Raw genomic sequence first — 17,918 nt, 5'->3', positions numbered from 1 at the left:
ACAACGGACGGCTCCCGAAAGGGGGCCGTTTCGCTTTTCGGGCATGGCGGCAATTCGGCCACCCTGCCCGGCAACACCACCACCGTTCGCCCCGAGCTTGTCGAAGGGTACGGGCTTAGGCTTCGACAAGCTCAGCCCGAACGGCTGTGGAAATGAAGTCGAACCAACATTGGTTCGCACATAGGCCCCAACGGCATCTGGCCGTTGGCGTTGAAGGAAACACAATGTTCGATACCAAAACCGTAAGCACCCAGTGGGGCGGCAAGACGCTCACGCTGGAAACCGGCCGCGTCGCACGCCAGGCCAATGGCGCCGTGCTCGCCACGCTGGGCGAAACCGTCGTCCTGTGCGCCGTCACCGCCGCACGCACCGTGAAGGAAGGGCAGGATTTCTTCCCGCTCACCGTTCACTATCAGGAAAAGTATTCCGCGGCCGGCCGCATCCCCGGTGGCTTCTTCAAGCGTGAGCGCGGCGCGACCGAAAAGGAAACGCTGACCAGCCGCCTGATCGATCGCCCGATCCGTCCGCTCTTCCCGGAAGGCTTCTACAACGAAATCAACGTCATCGCCCAGGTGCTGAGCTATGATGGCGAGAACGAGCCGGACATGCTGGCGATGGTCGCCGCATCGGCCGCGCTCACCATCTCGGGCGTGCCGTTCATGGGCCCGATCGGCGCCGCGCGCGTCGGCTACATCGACGGCGAGTACATCCTCAACCCGACGCTCGACCAGATCAAGGAAGGCGAACTCGACCTCGTCGTCGCCGCCACCGGCAACGCCGTGATGATGGTCGAATCCGAAGCCAAGGAGCTTTCGGAAGAGGTCATGCTCGGTGCCGTGCAGTTCGCCCACAAGGCGTGCCGCGAAGCCGCGAACCTGATCATCGATCTGGCCGAAGTCGCCGCCAAGGAGCCGTGGGAAATGGCCGAGCAGGCTGACCTGTCGGCCGCCAAGGACAAGCTGAAGAAGCTGATCGGCAAGGACATCGCCGCCGCCTATAAGGTGACCGACAAGTCCAAGCGTTCGGATCTGCTGAACGCCGCCCGCGCCAAGGGCAAGGATGCGTTCTCGGACGCCGCCCCGCAGGACCAGATGGCCGCCGGCAAGCTGATGAAGAAGCTGGAAGCGGAAATCGTCCGCGGTGCCATCCTGAAGGACGGCAAGCGCATCGACGGCCGCACCACCACGCAGATCCGTCCGATCGAAGCGATGGTGCACTTCCTGCCGCGTACGCACGGCTCGGCCTTGTTCACGCGCGGCGAGACTCAGTCGATCTGCACCACCACGCTGGGCACGCGCGACGCGGAGCAGATGATCGACGGCCTGAACGGCCTCAGCTACGAAAACTTCATGCTGCACTACAACTTCCCGCCCTATTCGGTCGGCGAAGTCGGCCGCTTCGGTGCGCCGGGCCGTCGTGAAGTCGGCCATGGCAAGCTCGCCTGGCGCGCGCTGCACCCCGTGCTGCCCTCGAAGGAGGATTTCCCCTACACGATCCGCGTCCTCAGCGACATCACGGAGAGCAACGGCTCCTCGTCGATGGCGACGGTCTGCGGCGGTTCGCTGTCGATGATGGATGCCGGCGTGCCGCTGAAGCGCCCGGTTTCGGGCATCGCAATGGGCCTGATCCTGGAAGGCAAGGACTTCGCCGTCCTGTCCGACATCCTGGGCGACGAGGATCACCTGGGCGACATGGACTTCAAGGTCGCCGGCACGTCCGAAGGCATCACCACGATGCAGATGGACATCAAGATCGCCGGCATCACCGAAGAGATCATGGGCCAGGCACTGGCACAGGCCAAGGAAGGCCGGGCGCATATCCTGGGCGAAATGGCCAAGGCGCTGGATCACACCCGTGAGGAACTGTCCTCGCACGCTCCGCGCATCGAGACGATCACGATCGACAAGTCGAAGATCCGTGAAGTCATCGGCACCGGCGGCAAGGTGATCCGCGAGATCGTCGCGCAGACCGGCGCCAAGGTCGACATCGACGACGAGGGCGTGATCAAGGTTTCGTCCAACGATCACGCGCAGATCGAAGCCGCGATCAAGTGGATCAAGGGCCTCGTGGAAGAAGCGGAAGTCGGCAAGGTCTATGACGGCAAGGTCGTCAATCTGGTCGATTTCGGCGCGTTCGTGAACTTCATGGGCGGCAAGGACGGCCTCGTCCACGTGTCGGAAATCCGCAACGAGCGCACCGAGAAGGTTTCCGACGTTCTTTCGGAAGGCCAGGCCGTGAAGGTCAAGGTTCTCGAGATCGATCCGCGCGGCAAGGTTCGCCTGTCGATGCGCGTCGTCGATCAGGAAACCGGTGCCGAGCTGGAAGACACACGCCCGGCGCGCGAAACCCGCGAAGGCGGCGATCGTCCGCGTGGCGATCGTCCGCGTCGTGACGGCGATGGCGGTCGTGGTCCACGTGGTGATGGCGGCGGTCGCGGTGAAGGCCGTGGCGATCGCGGCCCGCGCCGTGACGGCGATGGTGGCCGTGGGCCCCGCCGCGATGGTGGCGGCGAGCGCGCGCCGCGCGCCGAGCGTTCGGACGATAACGGCCCCGCGCCGGAATTTGCCCCGGCGTTCCTGACGGGGGATCGCGACTGAGCCGTTCGCTTGGTCGAAGACAAGAAAGGGGCTCGGGCGACCGGGCCCCTTTTTTTGTCTAACGATGTCAATTTTTTACAAGCCCGATATTTATCGAGGACGCCGCTCGACATTTGTGAGATGAACCGATTCCGGCGTGCGGGAGGGGACACCTGCGCATCGGACGGAGGGGCGTATGACGGGCGGGACACCGGACAGCGGCGCGCAGGATCACGACGCGCCGACACGCGAGCGACTGGTACAAGAGGCGCGACGCTCGATCATCGCCCGCCGTGCGCTGACCGGTCGCCTGCCCCCCGCCTTCATTCCCGATCCCGCGCTCGATTTCCTGAAGGCGCTTTACGTCGCTCAGGCGGAAGGACGCGGCATGAGCCGGCGCGAACTCTGCGATCAGACCACGGTCGCGCCGAGCGTCGCCGCGCGTTGGATCGGGGCGCTGGTAGCCGAGGCGCTGGCGTTCGAACGGGCTGGTGAGGTGCACCTCAGCGCGCACGGCCTGAGCGTCGTCGAAGACGGTATGAGAGCGGTCATCGCCGCCACCAGCGACTTGCCCTGACGCCAGCTAACCGATCGTCGGGCAGGCCAGAGCGCAAGTCGTCATAGCGATCGGTTATGGATTTCTCACGTAGCCCAATGTATTCGGAACATCATTTGTTTGGCTGGCACGCCACGACGAAAGTTGTTCATGAAGAATGCGGGTAGAATTGTGATCGATGCTTCCGGTACGATCCTGGAGGCCGATGACACGTTCTCGGCGACGATGCGCGAGACCAAGAGCATGGTCGGCGTCAATGCGCTGGATATCACGGCCCTGGGCGATCGCGCGCGGTGTGCGGGGCTCGTCGCCAAAATCGTTGCTGATGGCGAGCCGATCGTCACCGACAAACGCCTGGCCCGCGCCGATGGGTCGAACATCTGGGTGCGCAACCAGCTGCGTTCGATCGGCACGCCGGACGCACCGCGGATCGAGATCCATCTCGAACAGAGCCTGATGCCCGAGGATTGGGTGTCGCCGCACAAGCTGCTGCTCGTCGCTCGCCTGGTGTTCGACAGTCGACGTCAACGTGCGCAGACCTTCGGTGCCGACCTGTTCACCGATCATGCCTGGGACCTGCTGCTCGCCGCCTATATCTGCGAGGCGGAAGGGTCGCTGATCACCATCGCCAAGGCGCATGCCTGGGCCGGCATCTCGCTCGCCACCGGATCGCGCTGGATCCGCGCGCTCGCCGCCGAGGGGCTGCTGGAATATGAGGATGGCGGCAACAGCGCCCTCGTCACCACGTCGTTCCGCCTGACCGCCAGTGCGCATCACAAGTTCGAGGTCTACCTGTCGGATCTGTACGAAAAAGGTGCCAACGGGCACGAAATTGCGTTAGGTTGAAGACGTATCGCTGAAAGAGTCGCAACTTACGCGGCGGTACTGGAGTGGGCAGGATGGACGAGAATACGATCATGGAATGCGTCGCGCACATCCGCGCCGCCGCCAAGTTCTGCGAGGATGCCGGAATGCTCGCGTATTGGGCCAGCCTGCTTGGCGTTGCCGATCAACTGCTCGAGACCGTGGACATTTCGACTCTCGGCGTAAGCGACCTGCGCCCGAACGCGTAAGCGCTCAAGCGCTCGGCCTGTCGGCGCATAGGCGACAAGCGGAAGAGGTGACGCCACCCCGGCCGCCGCGGTGCCGGCGAACGGCACCGCGACATGGCCAAGCCGCTGTCGATCATCGCACCGCCGGTCCCCGTGGGTATCGCCACGTGCCGTGTTCGCGCTAACCTTCGGCCGCGAGCTTCTCGTGATGGCGGATCACCTCGTCGATGATGAACCGCAGGAACTTCTCGCTGAATTCGGGATCCAGGTTCGCATCCTTCGCCAACCCGCGCAGCCGCGCGATCTGTGCTTCCTCGCGCGTCGGATCGGCCGGCGGCAGGTCGGTCGCCGCCTTGTAGCGCCCCACCGCCTGCGTGACCTTGAAGCGTTCGGCGAGCAGGAAGACGAGCGCCGCATCGATATTGTCGATGCTCTGGCGATAGCCGCTCAGCGTTTCGTCGGTCACAGCCCCTCCTGAAGCGAAGTTTCGCCGCCTTTTGCGGGCGTCGCGCCCCATGCGCAAGCCCGGTCGGACCGAGTTGGGGTTGCCTTTGTGCGCCCGCCCCGCCACATCGGCGCCACGATGAGCGCCACCATCCACCGCATCGACAAAAACCCCGCCCCCTCGCTCGACCCGATGGTCCGGCTGGTCGCGGGCGACATGAATCTGGTCAACGCCGTGATCCTGTCGCGGATGGAATCGCAGATCCCGCTGATCCCCGAACTGGCCGGTCACCTGATCGCCGGCGGCGGCAAGCGCATGCGCCCGATGCTGACGCTCGCGAGTGCACGGCTGCTCGGCTATACCGGCACGCGCCATCACAAGCTCGCGGCGTCGGTCGAATTCATCCACACCGCCACGTTGCTGCACGACGATGTGGTGGATGGCAGCGACCTGCGCCGCGGCAAGCGCACCGCGAACCTGATCTGGGGCAATCCCGCCAGCGTGCTGGTCGGCGATTTCCTGTTCAGCCGCAGCTTCGAACTGATGGTCGAGGACGGCAGCCTGAAGGTGCTGAAAATCCTCTCCAACGCCTCGGCCGTGATCGCGGAAGGCGAGGTCCACCAGCTCACCGCCGCGCGCCGCGTCGAGACGACCGAGGAGCGCTATCTCGACATCATCGGCGCGAAGACCGCCGCTCTGTTCGCCGCCGCCTGCCGCATCTCCGCCGTCGTCGCCGAACGCCCGGAGGCGGAGGAAGCCGCGCTCGACGCCTATGGCCGCAACCTCGGCATCGCGTTCCAGCTGGTCGACGACGCGATCGATTACGTCTCCGACGCGGGCACGATGGGCAAGGATGCCGGCGACGATTTCCGCGAAGGCAAGGCCACCCTGCCCGTCATCCTCGCTTATGCGCGCGGCAACCCGGAAGACCGCGTGTTCTGGAAGGCCGCGATGGAAGGCCACCGCGCCCGCGACGAGGATTTCGCCCACGCCGTCTCGCTGATCCGGTCGACCCGCGCGATCGACGACACGCTCGCCCGCGCCCGCCATTACGGCCAGCGCGCGATCGACGCTCTGGGCGGGTTCGCCAACGGCCAGGCGAAGGATGCGATGGTCGAAGCGGTCGAGTTCGCGACCGCGCGGGCCTATTGAGGTAGCGACCCGGCCATTCGCGCCGACGCGCTCAGAGGTGCAGTCCGAAGCGCGGGGCCAGCCAGGTCATGATCGCATACAGCGATATCGTCAGGCAGCATCCCGCCGCCAGTGCGACCCAAAAGCCCACGCCGTGCCGCAGCAGGGCGGGGATGAGCAGGAACATCGGCAGCGAGGGCAGCACGTACCAGAACGTCGCCCCGGCATGCGCGGCCATGTTCTCCGCGTCGGGCCGGTCGTGCCACAGCCAGATCATGCCCAGCACCGACACCAACGGCAGCGAGGCGATGAGCGCGCCGAAGCCGGGATAACGCTTGGCCAGCGTGGATGCGACGGCGATCAGTGCGCCGGAGATCAATGCCTTGGCGATCAGGTAGAGCATCGGCTCAGACCCCGCTCTCGCATCCCAGGCAGGCGCCGTCCGTCTCGACCTGCAACGTCGCATGGCCGATGCCGAAGCGGTCGTGCAGCATCGTCTTGGCACTGGCGAGGAAGCCGTCGCCCGGCACGCCGCCCGGCATCACCAGATGCGCGGTCAGCACCGGCTCGGTCGTGCTCATCGGCCAGATGTGCAGATCGTGCACGCGCGCGACGCCATCCAGTCCGCACAATGCCTCGTCCACGCGATCGAAATCGATCCCGCGCGGCACCGCGTCCAGCGACATCTCGACCGACTCGCGCAGCAGGCCCCAGGTCTGCCAGAAGATCAACGCCGCGATCACCAGGCTCACCGCCGGATCGATCCAGCCGAGCCCGGTGCGCCAGATCACCAGCCCCGCCACCACGACGCCCGCCGACACCAGCGCATCGGCCGCCATGTGCAGGAACGCGCCGCGAATGTTGATGTCGCCCTTGCGCCCGCTAGCGAACAGCCACGCCGTCACGCCGTTGACGACGATGCCGACGCCCGCGACCACCGCCACCGTCGGCCCCATCACCCCGGCCGGTTCGCCGAAGCGCTGCACCGCCTCCAGCACGATCGCGCCCAGCGCGACCATCAGCAGCAGCGCGTTGAGCAAGGCGGCAAGGATCGACGATCCGCGCAGGCCGTAGGTGAAGCGCTTCGACGGCGGCCGCGCCGCCAGCGCCGCGCCGGCCCAGGCCACCGCCAGCCCCAGCACGTCGGACAGGTTGTGCCCGGCATCGGCCAGCAACGCGACCGAGTTCGCCGCGAAGCCATAGCCTGCCTCGACGATCACGAAGCCGAGGTTGAGCGCGATGCCGATCGCAAAGGCGCGACTGAAATTGGTGGGAACGGAATGATCGTGGCCGTGATGGCCGCCGCCGCCATGCGCCCCCTCCTCACGGCCGTGCGAATGCCCGTGGCCATGCCCATGGCCGTGATGATGATCGTGTCCGGCCACGCAGATTCTCCGTTGTGCAGCGCAGCTTAGCATCGCGATATCGTGAGATACTAGGACGTGACCGGCTGAAAATGCGGCTGTCCGAGGACCGCCGGATCGTGCGACAGGAGCGGCGTGACCTTGCTGCCGATCCACACCGTCCTGCCGGACTTGCTCGCCGCTTTGCGCTCCTGCCCCAACGCCGTGCTGGTCGCCCCGCCCGGCGCCGGCAAGACGACTGCGGTGGCACCGGCTTTGCTCGGCGAGGATTGGTGCACCGGCGAGATTCTGCTGCTCTCCCCCCGACGCCTCGCCGCGCGCGCCGCCGCCGAACGCATGGCGGGGCAAGCCGGCGAAGCGCCCGGCCAGACCTATGGCTATGCCACGCGGATGGACAGCAAGCGCTCGACGAAGACGCGCGTGACAGTCGTCACCGAGGGCATCTTCGTCAATCGCATCCAGTCCGATCCCGAACTCGCCGGCGTCTCGGCGGTGCTGTTCGACGAGGTCCACGAACGCAGCCTCGACAGCGATTTCGGCCTCGCGCTCGCGCTCGACGTGCAGGGCGCGCTCCGCCCCGATCTGCGCCTCGTCGCCATGTCCGCGACGCTCGATGGCGCACGCTTTTCCGGTCTGATGACTGGCGCACCGGTGATCGAGAGCGAGGGCCGTTCCTACCCGCTGACCCTCAGGCATATCGGCCGCGCCGCCGAAGCGCGGATCGAGGATTCGGTCGCCGCCGCGTGTCGCCTCGCGCTGCGCGAGGAACAGGGCGGCATCCTCGCCTTCCTGCCCGGCGTGGCCGAGATCGAACGCACCGCCGAGCGGCTCGACGGTCTGGGCGAGGCCATCGTCCTGCACCGCCTGCACGGCAGCCTCGACCCGCAGGCGCAGCGCGCGGCGATCCAGCCCGACCCCCATGGCCGCCGCAAGATCGTGCTCGCCACCGCGATCGCTGAAACCAGCCTGACGCTGGACGGCATCCGCGTGGTGATCGATTCCGGCCTCGCCCGCCGCCCACGCTACGATCGCGCGGCGGGCATGACGCGCCTCGTCACCGAGCGCGCGAGCCAGGCCTCCGTCACGCAACGCGCCGGTCGCGCCGCGCGACAGGGGCCGGGCACGGCCTATCGTCTGTGGGAGGAAGCGGCGACCGCCGGCCTGCCGCGCTTCGATCCGCCGGAGATACTGGAGGCCGATCTTTCCGCGCTGACGCTGGACTGCGCGCTGTGGGGCGTCGCCGATCCTCGGATACTGGCTTGGCTCGATCCACCCCCTGCCGCCGCCGTCGCTGAGGCGCGCACGCGTCTGACCGCGCTGGATGCGATCGATATGGATGGCCGGCCCACGCCGCACGGCCACGCCATCGCCAAATTGCCCTTGCCGCCGAGGCTCGGCCATATGCTGGTCCGCGCCGGCGAAATGGGTCTGGCGCAGACGGCGGCGGAGGTAGCGGTGCTGCTGGGCGAGCGTGGTCTTGGCGGTAACGATCCCGATCTCGAATCGCGCCTGCGCCGATGGCGCGGCGAACGCGGGCCACGGGCGGAAGGCGGGCGCAAGCTGGCGAAGCGCTGGACGCAACTCGCTCCCTTCCCGCTTGCGGGGGGGGCTGGGGGAGGGCCTGTGCGATCGCCCGGCCCCTCCCGCAAGCGGGAGGGGAGAAGAGGTTGCGATCGCCATCGCGCTCGCCTTCCCCGACCGCATCGCCCGCCGCCGCGACACCTCCGGCGAAACCTGGGCCTCGGCCGGCGGCCGCGGCTTCAAGCTCGATCCCACGTCCGCACTCGCGCGCAACGACTGGCTCGCCGTCGCGGAGACGCAGGGCATGGCGTCCGGCGCGCGCATCCTCTCTGCCGCCGCCATTCCTCAAGCCACCGTCGAAACGCTGTTCGGCGACCGGATCCTAACCCGCCGCACCGTCTCCTTCGATCCCGCCACCGGCGGCGTACAGGCGATGCGCGAACGCCGCCTCGGCGCGATCCGGCTGACCAGCGGCCCGGACGCCGCCGCCGACCCGGCCGACATCGCAGCGGCCCTGCTGGCGGGCGTGCGCGCCCATGGCCTGTCGCAACTCCCGTGGAGCGATGCCGCCCTCGCCCTGCGCCACCGCGCCGCCTTTGCCGCCGCTCATGGCGGTGCGGATCTCGACCTCGGCGACGACAGCCTGCTCGCCCGCGCCGAGGACTGGCTCATGCCGCTGCTCGAGGGAAAGCGCCGTCTGTCCGCGATCGACCCGGGCGCGCTGACCGAAGCCTTGCGCAACATCATCGGCTGGGACGCACTTCGCGCGATCGACCGCCTCGCCCCAACGCATTTCGACAGCCCGGCCGGATCCAGCCATCGAATCGATTACGAAGCCGAGGGCGGGCCACGCGTCGATCTGCGCCCGCAGCAACTCTTCGGCCTCGCCACGCATCCGATGATCGGCGGCGGGCGCGTGCCATTGGTCCTCAGCCTCACCTCCCCCGCCGGACGGCCGATCCAGACGACGCGCGATTTGCCCGGTTTCTGGGCGGGCAGCTGGGCCGATGTCGCGCGCGAGATGCGCGGGCGCTATCCCCGCCACCCCTGGCCCGACGACCCGGCTCTCGCCACCGCCACCAGCGCCACGAAAAATGCGGATGCGCGCGCGCGCCAACCGCGATAAAGCGAAGTCGATTCGAAGGACGAAACCCATGCCCACCGCCCGCATCTATCAGCGCCCGAAGAACGCCATGCAGTCCGGCCGCGCCCGGACCGACGCCTGGGTGCTCGATTTCGCGCCCGCCGAAGCCAAGCAGCCCGATCCGCTGACCGGCTGGGCCGGTTCCGGCGACACCCGCGATCAGTTGCGCCTCGGCTTCCCCACACAGGAAGCGGCCATCGCTTACGCAGAGCGCGAGGGCCTGGCTTTCACGGTGATCGCAGCACCGGAGCGCAAGCTGAAGCTGCAGGCGTATGCGGATAATTTCCGGTGAATGCCTATCCCGTTCGTGCCGAGTAGAGACCGAGTAGCCGAAGGCGGATCGAGGGCTCGTAGCGACGCACCGTTGGAGCGCGGGACGCCTGTCCTTCGATACGCCCTCTCGATACGCCCTGCGGGCTACTCGATGGCTACTCAGGACGAACGGAGATCGGGTTTCATCCCAATAAATAGGGGCTCAACAGCAGCAGCATCTTCACGTCGATCCCGACGCCCGCCGTCCGCTTCTCCTCCACGAACACCGGCAGATCGGCCAGCGCGACCCGGTGCACGACGATATCCTCATCCGCCGTCCCGCCACCCTCACTTACCCTGGTCAGCCCGGTAGCGCGCACCAGCGTGAACCCCTCGCTCACCATCCCCGGCGAAGAGAAATAGTCGCCCATCGATTCGACGCGATCCGCGCGATAACCCGTCTCTTCCTCTAACTCGCGTGCGGCGGACGTCAGAACGTCCTCCCCCGCCTGTTCGTCCCCGACCAGCCCGGCCGGCAGTTCGAGACAGCGGCGACCGAGCGGCACGCGGAACTGTTCGACCAGGATGACGTGCCCATCCTCGATCGCCACGATCACCGCCGCCTGAATGCCGCGCGCGCGGGACACATATTCCCATTGGCCGCGGCGCTTGGCGGCGATGAACTTGCCTTGCCAGACGGTCTCTTCGGCCGCCTCGCTCACAATTCGATCAGCCGATCGGGCAGTTCGTTACGGTCGTCGTCGGCTCGCGGAAAATGCTCGGCCAGAACGATGCCGACCTGCGCCACGGCCTCCGCCATGCCATCGCCGGGGCGCCCGTCCTTCACCGCCGCGATCAGCGCCGCCATCGCCGCGCCCCAGGTCTCGGGCGCGACCTTGGCGTGGATGCCGGCGTCGGCGATCAGTTCGGCGCGATGTTCGTCCAGGCTGAGATAGATCAGTACCCCGGTCGCGCCGATCGTGCGCTTTTCCGCGCTCGTGCGGAACAGGTCGAGCGCCCGCGCCCGCACCCGCCGCGCCTTGGTCGCGCCCGGCGTCACCGCGATGCGGATGCGAAGCGACGCGAGCGCATAACGCCCGACGAGGAAGCCGATCGCCGAGAGGACCAACGCGATGCCGAACAGAGCACCCAAATGCGGTGCATCGCCCCACGGGTCGTAGAACAGCGCGTGGATCCACTCGGCGATGCCGGGCCACACCGACAGTGCCGCCAGCACCAACAACATCGCCAGCACCCCGCCATGCGCCGCCACGTCGTTGTAGCGATCGGACCGGCGCGCCACGACGGTGACGATCTCGCCCGCCGTGTGCAGTTCGGCGGCGGTCACGGCCGCCGTCACCTTGGCGCGATCCTGTGCGGTCAAGCGCATCACCAACTCCCCGAGGCGCCGCCGCCTCCGCCAGATCCGCCGCCGCCGCCGGTGAAGCCGCCGCCACCCCAACCGCCACCGCCGGAATCCCCGTCATCACCACCGCCCCAGCCACCACCGCCGCCGCCACGCAGGGCGCTGTTGCCGATTTCGTTGGCGATCGACCACAAGACGACCGGCAATATTCCGCTGCCGCCGCTGCTTCCGCCATCGGCATCGCGATAGCGCTGCCCGGTTTCGCTCCTGCGCCGGAAGAAGGACAGGACGATGAACCCAACGATCAATGCCCAGAAGATCAATCCGAACGGCACGCCACTGCTTCGTTTACCGGCGTGCGGCTGGGCCTTGTTGAATTCGGCAACCGCAGCATTGACGCGCGCCTGGGCTTCTTCGGGCGACGAGCGCAATTGCTGGATCAACGCATCCGTCCCGGCCGTCATGGCACCGGGAATGTCACCCGCGCGCAGTCTCGGCAGCATGTCGTTATTGATGATCACGCTGGACAGAGCGTCGGTGATGAAGGGTTCGAGGCCATAGCCGACCTCGATCCGTACACCTCGCTGCCCCGCCGGCGCGTTAGGTGAGATGAACAGGATCGCGCCGTTATTGACGTCCTTGAGACCAACGCCCCAGGCGCGCAGCAGCTTGTAGCCGTATTCCTCCTTGGGATAGCCCTGCATATCGCCGATCGTCGCGACGACGAGTTGCCGGTTGGTGTCCTTCTGCAGCGCCTGCAGCTTGGCCGTCAGGTCGGCCTTTACGTTGGCCGGCAGAACATTGGCATCATCCACGACCAACCCGGTGAACTTCGGGAAGGTCTGGGCGAAAGCCGGGCTCGCGCCGATCAGGACGAGCCCGACCAGCGCGAACAACAGACGGAGATGACGCATGACGCTGTCCTTCGAAGGCGAAAACGTCAGCTGTTATTCCCGAAGGCGTTGGCCACCGACGGTGCCTTGTCCGCCCCCGGCGTGGTCGCTTCGAACGGGGTGAGCGGCTTCGCACCGTAGAAGATCTTCGCGCCGATCGCGTCGGGGAAGGTGCGGATGCGGGTGTTATACGCCTGCACCGCCGAGTTGTAATCGGTGCGCGCGATCGTCACGCGGTTCTCGGTCCCCTCCAGCTGGCTCATCAACGTGGTGTAATTGCCCTGGCTCTTCAGCTCCGGATAGGCCTCCTGCAGTCGCTGCAGCGACAGCGTCACGCCGGCCTGGGCGCGCTGATAGGCCGCCATCTTGTTGGGATCGGTCAGATCGTTGGCCGATACCTGAACCTGATTGGCCGAGGCGCGTGCCTGAGTCACTTCGGTCAGGATCGCCTTTTCCTGCGCGCCGGCGGCCTTCACCGTGGCGACGAGGTTGGGGATCAGATCGGACCGGCGCTGATACTGGTTCTGAACGTCGGCCCACTTGGCCTTGGCGTTCTCCTCGGCGGTCGGCACGCTGTTGATTCCGCAGGCGCTGAGCGCGACGGCAGACATCATCACTAAGACGGCACGATAGTTCATCTGGTCCCTCCAAAGCCTTGGCAAACGCCTTGATAGGCGCGTAGCATCGCCAAGCGTAAGAGAAATCGGAAGGGAGTGCGTCATGTTCAAGGAGTTCAAGACCTTCATCATGCGCGGCAACGTGCTGGATCTGGCCGTTGCGGTAATCATCGGCGCGGCGTTCGGCAAGATCGTCACTTCGCTGACCGACGACGTCATCATGCCGATCGTCGGCAAGATCTTCGGCGGGCTCGATTTCTCCAGCTACTTCGTCATCCTCGGCAAGGTGCCCGAGGCGCTGGCCGGATCGTCGGACTATGCCGCGCTGAAGAAGGCCGGCGTGCCGGTGTTCGGCTATGGCGCGTTCATCACCGCCGCGGTCAATTTCCTGATTCTCGCCTTCATCATCTTTCTGCTGATCCGCGCGGTGAACCGGCTGATGCCCAAGGCGGACGAAGCCCCGGCAGCACCGGCGGCGGAACCGGCGGATATCGCATTGCTGCGCGAAATCCGGGATGAGTTGAAGGCGCGGCCTCGGGTTTGAAAAGCCCCTTGCCCCTCATGCGTTCGTCCTGAGCCTGTCGAACGACGGCCCTTCTCCTCCACTGTCGAAAAGAAAAGCAGCCCTTCGACAGGCTCAGCGCGAACGGGGTCTGGGCATTTCAGCCCAAAAACTCAGGCCGCGACCAGTTCCTCGGCCGCCGCATCGGCGAGGCTCGTGCCATCCAGGATCCGCGCGGTCTCGTCGCGCACGCGCATCATCGCGTGGCGGATCGCGCAGGTCGCCTCGTCCTTGCAATCGTTGCAGGAGCGATAGGCGGTGCGGCTGACGCACGGCACCAGCGCCAAGGGCCCCTCGATCACGCGGATGATCTCGCCCAGCGAGATCAGGTGCGTCGGGCGAGCCAGGCAATATCCGCCCATCTTGCCGCGATGGCTGTGCAGGAACCCCGCCTCGCGCAGATCGGCCAGGATCAGTTCCAGGAACTTGCGCGGCACGTTGGCGCTTTCCGCGATCCGGTTCATCGGGATCGGCGGGCCACCGGCGGGTGCCTCGGCGAGGAACAGCATGGCGCGAAGGGCGTAGCGGGAACGCTGGGTAAGCATGATATCCTAGCCCATGGACCGGATTTGTGGCGAGTAAAAGGCGGGCTTGGCAAATCGATCCGCAAAACCCATATAGACTTTGTCATAAGGGGCTTGCCCCGGAGACTATGGTGATAAAGTGCAGCGTAAAATAGACGCAACGGACCCGGGGGCAGTACCCGGCGGCTCCACCACAACCCGCCCGAAAGGACGGGCTATGACGGGGCCGAAGCAGGATCGACGTGTGTTCAAAGGCGCTGTTTTTGCCACGGCTGAGTAACCGTTTATAGGCTCAAAACCACAAGTGCTAACGACAACGATGCACTCGCGATTGCGGCGTAAACCGGACCTAACGGTCTAGTTTACTAACGACAAAAGCGCGGTTGGACCGCACCGGGCAACAGAAGCGGATTCCGGCGGTACGGGGAGCACCGAGCAACAGAAGCTCCCCACCTTGCTCCTCGATAGCGATTCACCGAACGCCGCATCGTTGCGCGCCGTCCGGCGACGCTGCTATGCACCGGCAATACGGTCGCTTTCGAGGAACATCCTGCATGACATTTCGGACTCTGGCGCTTTCGGGCGTGGCCCTTTCGGCTGTGATGTCGGCGCCGGCCCTCGCCGCGCCCCCCGCCGCCAAGCCAGCGCCGGTCGCCGCGCTCGTCAAGCAGGTCGATATTCCCTATCAGCAATTCACCCTGCCCAACGGCCTGCGCGTGATCGTGCATACCGATCGCAAGGCTCCGATCGTCGCCGTCTCCGTATGGTACGATGTGGGCTCGAAGCACGAGCCCAAGGGCAAATCCGGCTTCGCGCATCTGTTCGAGCATCTGATGTTCAACGGCAGCGAGAATGCGCCGAACGATTTCTTCGAACCATTGAAGCAGGTCGGCGCGACCGATTTCAACGGCACGACCTATTTCGACCGTACCAACTATTTCGAAACGGTGCCGACCGCCGCGCTGGATCGCGCGCTGTTCCTCGAATCCGATCGCATGGGCTACCTGACCGGTGCGATCACGCAGAGCGTGCTCGATGAGCAGCGCGGCGTCGTGCAGAACGAGAAGCGCGGCAACGACAACCAGCCTTACGGCCTGATCCGGTACAAGATGAACGAGGGCATCTTCCCGGCGGATCATCCCTACGGCCACACCACGATCGGGTCGATGGCGGATCTCGACGGCGCCAGCCTGGCCGACGTGAAGGCATGGTTCAAGGATCATTACGGGCCGAACAACGCCGTGCTGGTGCTGGCGGGCGACGTCGATCTCGCCACCGCCAAGCGGCTCGTGGAAAAGAACTTCGCGGCGATCCCGCGCGGCCCACAGTCGGTGCTGCCGACCGCCCCGATTCCCGTGCTGGCAACCACGAAGGCCGAGACGATGAAGGATCGCGTCGCGGCCACGCTGCTGGTCCGGTCGTGGCCGGTGCCGGGGCTGAACGACAAGGATTCCGCCGCGCTCGACGTGGCGGCGGGTGCGCTGGGTGGCCTGTCCAGTTCGCGGCTGCAGAACGCGCTGGTGCGACAGGAGAAGCTCGCGGTCGAGGTCAGCATCGGCAACCAAAGCTTCGCGCAGGTCGGGACGTTCGACCTCTATGTGGTCGTGCGCCCCGGCGTCGATCCGGCGGTGGTGGCCAAGCGCACCGACGAGATCATCGCCGATTTCCTGAAGACCGGCCCGAGCGCGGACGAAGTGCAGCGCTACGTCACCGACACCGCGGTCGACCGCATCCAGGGCCTGGAATCGGTCGGCGGGTTCGGCGGCAAGGCGGTCGCCCTGGCCGAGGGCGCGCTCTATTCGAACGATCCCGGCTTCTACAAGAAACAGCTCGCCGAGCTTGCCGCGCAGACGCCGGCGAGCGTGAAGGCGGCGGCGGACAAGTGGCTGTCGCGCCCGTCCTACAACCTGACCGTCGTGCCCGGCCCCCGCGACGCCTATGCCGAGGCTCAGGTGCCCAAGGAAGTGAAGATCGTGCAGGCCGCGACCGCCAAGCCCAAGGGCACGCGCGGTGCCCTGCCGGCGGTCGGCGAGGTCGCCGGCCTCACCTTCCCGCCGGTCACGCGCGCCCGGCTGAAGAACGGCATCGAACTGGTCTATGCGCAGCGCGGCGCGGTGCCGATCACGCAGGCGGTGATCAGCTTCGACGCCGGCGTCGCGGCCGACGTGGCCGGCAAGCTCGGCACGCAGCAACTGACGCTGAACATGATGGACGAGGGCACAACCCACCTCGATTCGAAGCAATTGGCCGAGGCACGCGAACGGCTGGGCATGGACATCCACAGCGATGCGAGCCTCGATCGCACGACCGTGTCGATGTCCGCGCCGAGCGCCAATCTGGGCGCGGCGATCGACCTCTTCGCGGACGTGACGCGCAACCCCGCCTTCGCCCCGGCCGAGGTGGCGCGAATCAAGCAGCAGCAACTGGCCAGCATCGCGCAGGAACTCACCAACCCCGGCGGCCTTGCCGGGCGGGTGATGCCCAAGCTGATCTACGGCCCGTCCTCGCCCTACGCGAAATCGCTGGGCGGCGGCGATCCGGCGGCGGTGGCCAATCTGACGCGGGACGACCTGATCGCGTTTCAACAGGCCTGGCTGCGCCCGGACAAGGCGAAGATCTTCGTCGTCAGCGATCTGCCGCTCGCCACCGTCAAGGCCGCGCTGGACCAGAGCTTCGCCGACTGGAAAGGCACCGGCGTCGCCGGCACCAAGACGTTCGGCCCGATCACCGGCACCTCCGCTGCGAAGATCGTCCTGGTCGATCGCCCGGATTCGCCGCAGTCGCAGATTTCCGCCGGCCTCGTCACCGGGCTGAACGGCAGCGACGACCTGCTGCCCGTGCTGACCGCGAACGATGCGCTGGGGGGCAGCTTCCTGAGCCGCATCAACATGGACCTGCGCGAGGGCAAGCACTGGTCCTACGGCGTCAGCGGCGGCTTCCAGCGCAGCGAGAACGGCGCACCATATGTCATCAGCGCACCGGTGCAGGCCGACAAGACCGGCGACTCGATCAAGGCGTTGCGTGACGATGTCGCCGAGTTCGTGACGACCAAGCCGATCACGCAATTCGAGTTCGATCGCGCGATCACCGGGGCCACGCGATCGCTGTCGGGCAATTTCGAAACCTCCGACGACGTGCTGCGCGCGATGCAGCAGAACGACCTCTACAAGCGCCCCGACGATTATTACGCGACGATCACGCAAAAATATAAGGCGATGACCTTGCCGCAGCTTGACGCTGCGGCACGCGCGGCGATCGACCCCAAGAAGTTCGTCTGGGTGGTGGTCGGCGATGCAAAGGTGGTCCGCCCGCAGCTTGACAGCCTCGGCCTGCCCGTCGAATTGGTGTCGGCAGCGTCCGTTGCGGGTGCTGGAAAAGCTTCAGGAGAGAAATGATGGCCGCAGTGGATGGCGTTTGGGACACCGTTGTTAAGTCGCCGCTGGGCGACCAGAAGAGCACGCTGACGGTCAAGAGCGACGGCGACAGCTTCACCGGCAGCAACGCCGGCGCGATGGGTTCGGTCGATATCACCGATGGCAAGGTCGACGGCAACACGCTGACCTGGACGATGAAGATGACCGTGCCGATGCCGATGACGCTGGATTGCAGCGCGACGATCGACGGCGACACGATCACCGGAAGCGTCGGCGCGGGCGCGTTCGGCAGCTTCCCGATGTCGGGATCGCGCGCGGGCTGAACCGTCGCGACTTCGATGACATCAAGAGGCCCGTCTCCGGTGAGGAGGCGGGCCTTTTTCGTGCTGGCCAAGGACGTGATCGATTGGCCGTTCGGTGGGAATTCCGCTGCCAATCTGACAGGCGAAGTTCACACAAAGTCACACGGTATCGGGGTCGTCGCGCAGGGACGCGGTTTGCAGAAAAGGCCGACGATTGGAAACAGCGCTTAGAGTATGGC

At 66.3% G+C, this 17,918-nt stretch carries 17 protein-coding genes, 1 other RNA gene and 1 pseudogene; 11 read left to right on the top strand and 8 right to left on the bottom strand.

The window, feature by feature from the left end; translation table 11 throughout:
* The first annotated feature begins 224 nt into the window (after positions 1-224).
* The 4 genes from pnp to ASG11_RS06550 all read left to right on the top strand — a co-directional run bounded on the left by pnp (position 225) and on the right by ASG11_RS06550 (position 4,205).
* Entirely contained in the window at positions 225-2,597 is a 2,373-nt protein-coding gene (gene pnp / locus ASG11_RS06565; protein ID WP_055776751.1) for a polyribonucleotide nucleotidyltransferase, read from the top strand.
* Between the two features lie 175 nt (positions 2,598-2,772).
* On the top strand, positions 2,773-3,153 hold the full coding sequence (locus ASG11_RS06560) for a hypothetical protein (protein WP_055776748.1): 381 nt from the start codon (positions 2,773-2,775) through the stop codon (positions 3,151-3,153).
* A gap of 150 nt (positions 3,154-3,303) precedes the next feature.
* Positions 3,304-3,978, top strand: coding sequence for a hypothetical protein (locus ASG11_RS06555; protein WP_055776745.1), 675 nt, complete (start codon positions 3,304-3,306; stop codon positions 3,976-3,978).
* Between the two features lie 53 nt (positions 3,979-4,031).
* Positions 4,032-4,205, top strand: a complete 174-nt coding sequence (locus ASG11_RS06550) for a hypothetical protein (RefSeq protein ID WP_156363680.1) — start codon at positions 4,032-4,034, stop codon at positions 4,203-4,205.
* 160 nt (positions 4,206-4,365) lie between these two features.
* Here ASG11_RS06550 and ASG11_RS06545 read toward each other — a convergent pair whose 3' ends face one another.
* Positions 4,366-4,650, bottom strand: coding sequence for a chorismate mutase (locus tag ASG11_RS06545; protein WP_055776739.1), 285 nt, complete (start codon positions 4,648-4,650; stop codon positions 4,366-4,368).
* A gap of 117 nt (positions 4,651-4,767) precedes the next feature.
* Between ASG11_RS06545 and ASG11_RS06540 the strand changes: the two genes are divergently transcribed.
* Positions 4,768-5,781: a polyprenyl synthetase family protein gene (locus ASG11_RS06540; RefSeq protein ID WP_055776737.1), complete on the top strand. Its 1,014-nt coding sequence runs from the start codon at positions 4,768-4,770 to the stop codon at positions 5,779-5,781.
* A 31-nt stretch (positions 5,782-5,812) separates the two neighbouring features.
* On the opposite strand, the gene ASG11_RS06535 is transcribed toward ASG11_RS06540, so the two are convergent.
* Together ASG11_RS06535 and ASG11_RS06530 are read right to left on the bottom strand one after the other, a co-directional pair.
* Positions 5,813-6,163, bottom strand: coding sequence for a DUF3147 family protein (locus ASG11_RS06535; protein ID WP_055776734.1), 351 nt, complete (start codon positions 6,161-6,163; stop codon positions 5,813-5,815).
* Positions 6,164-6,167: 4 nt separating this feature from the next.
* Entirely contained in the window at positions 6,168-7,145 is a 978-nt protein-coding gene (locus tag ASG11_RS06530) for a cation diffusion facilitator family transporter (RefSeq protein ID WP_236697405.1), read from the bottom strand.
* 114 nt (positions 7,146-7,259) lie between these two features.
* Here ASG11_RS06530 and hrpB point away from each other — a divergent pair.
* Together hrpB and ASG11_RS06520 are read left to right on the top strand one after the other, a co-directional pair.
* Positions 7,260-9,771, top strand: a pseudogene (gene hrpB / locus ASG11_RS19475) (ATP-dependent helicase HrpB).
* Positions 9,772-9,799: 28 nt separating this feature from the next.
* On the top strand, positions 9,800-10,081 hold the full coding sequence (locus ASG11_RS06520; RefSeq protein ID WP_055776726.1) for an ETC complex I subunit: 282 nt from the start codon (positions 9,800-9,802) through the stop codon (positions 10,079-10,081).
* Between the two features lie 163 nt (positions 10,082-10,244).
* Here the strand turns inward: ASG11_RS06520 and ASG11_RS06515 are convergent, their stop codons facing one another.
* From ASG11_RS06515 to ASG11_RS06500, 4 genes are read right to left on the bottom strand one after another with little or no spacing between them, the layout of a single operon-like run.
* The gene (locus ASG11_RS06515; protein WP_055776723.1) at positions 10,245-10,763 is read right to left on the bottom strand and encodes an NUDIX hydrolase; all 519 of its coding nucleotides are present in this window, start codon (positions 10,761-10,763) and stop codon (positions 10,245-10,247) included.
* Positions 10,760-11,431, bottom strand: coding sequence for a TPM domain-containing protein (locus ASG11_RS06510; RefSeq protein WP_055776720.1), 672 nt, complete (start codon positions 11,429-11,431; stop codon positions 10,760-10,762). Before ASG11_RS06510 ends, ASG11_RS06515 begins: the two co-directional genes overlap by 4 nt.
* The gene (locus ASG11_RS06505) at positions 11,431-12,321 is read right to left on the bottom strand and encodes a TPM domain-containing protein (protein ID WP_055776717.1); all 891 of its coding nucleotides are present in this window, start codon (positions 12,319-12,321) and stop codon (positions 11,431-11,433) included. The genes ASG11_RS06510 and ASG11_RS06505 overlap by 1 nt, the downstream gene beginning before the upstream one ends.
* A 26-nt stretch (positions 12,322-12,347) precedes the next feature.
* Positions 12,348-12,938, bottom strand: coding sequence for a LemA family protein (locus ASG11_RS06500; RefSeq protein WP_055776711.1), 591 nt, complete (start codon positions 12,936-12,938; stop codon positions 12,348-12,350).
* Between the two features lie 82 nt (positions 12,939-13,020).
* Between ASG11_RS06500 and mscL the strand changes: the two genes are divergently transcribed.
* Positions 13,021-13,461, top strand: a complete 441-nt coding sequence (gene mscL / locus ASG11_RS06495; protein ID WP_055776708.1) for a large conductance mechanosensitive channel protein MscL — start codon at positions 13,021-13,023, stop codon at positions 13,459-13,461.
* A gap of 131 nt (positions 13,462-13,592) precedes the next feature.
* On the opposite strand, the gene ASG11_RS06490 is transcribed toward mscL, so the two are convergent.
* Positions 13,593-14,024, bottom strand: coding sequence for an RrF2 family transcriptional regulator (locus ASG11_RS06490; RefSeq protein ID WP_055776704.1), 432 nt, complete (start codon positions 14,022-14,024; stop codon positions 13,593-13,595).
* 42 nt (positions 14,025-14,066) lie between these two features.
* Here ASG11_RS06490 and ssrA point away from each other — a divergent pair.
* From ssrA to ASG11_RS06480, 3 genes are all read left to right on the top strand, one after another.
* Positions 14,067-14,418: a transfer-messenger RNA gene (gene ssrA / locus ASG11_RS18335) on the top strand.
* Between the two features lie 139 nt (positions 14,419-14,557).
* The gene (locus tag ASG11_RS06485) at positions 14,558-17,398 is read left to right on the top strand and encodes a M16 family metallopeptidase (RefSeq protein ID WP_055776701.1); all 2,841 of its coding nucleotides are present in this window, start codon (positions 14,558-14,560) and stop codon (positions 17,396-17,398) included.
* Positions 17,398-17,700: a hypothetical protein gene (locus ASG11_RS06480; protein WP_055776698.1), complete on the top strand. Its 303-nt coding sequence runs from the start codon at positions 17,398-17,400 to the stop codon at positions 17,698-17,700. The genes ASG11_RS06485 and ASG11_RS06480 overlap by 1 nt, the downstream gene beginning before the upstream one ends.
* Positions 17,701-17,918: the final 218 nt, after the last annotated feature.

The organism is Sphingomonas sp. Leaf357, from assembly GCF_001423845.1.
Classification (GTDB): domain Bacteria; phylum Pseudomonadota; class Alphaproteobacteria; order Sphingomonadales; family Sphingomonadaceae; genus Sphingomonas.
Note: the sequence above shows the minus strand (reverse complement) of the source record. Positions and strands in the feature narration are given on the sequence as shown.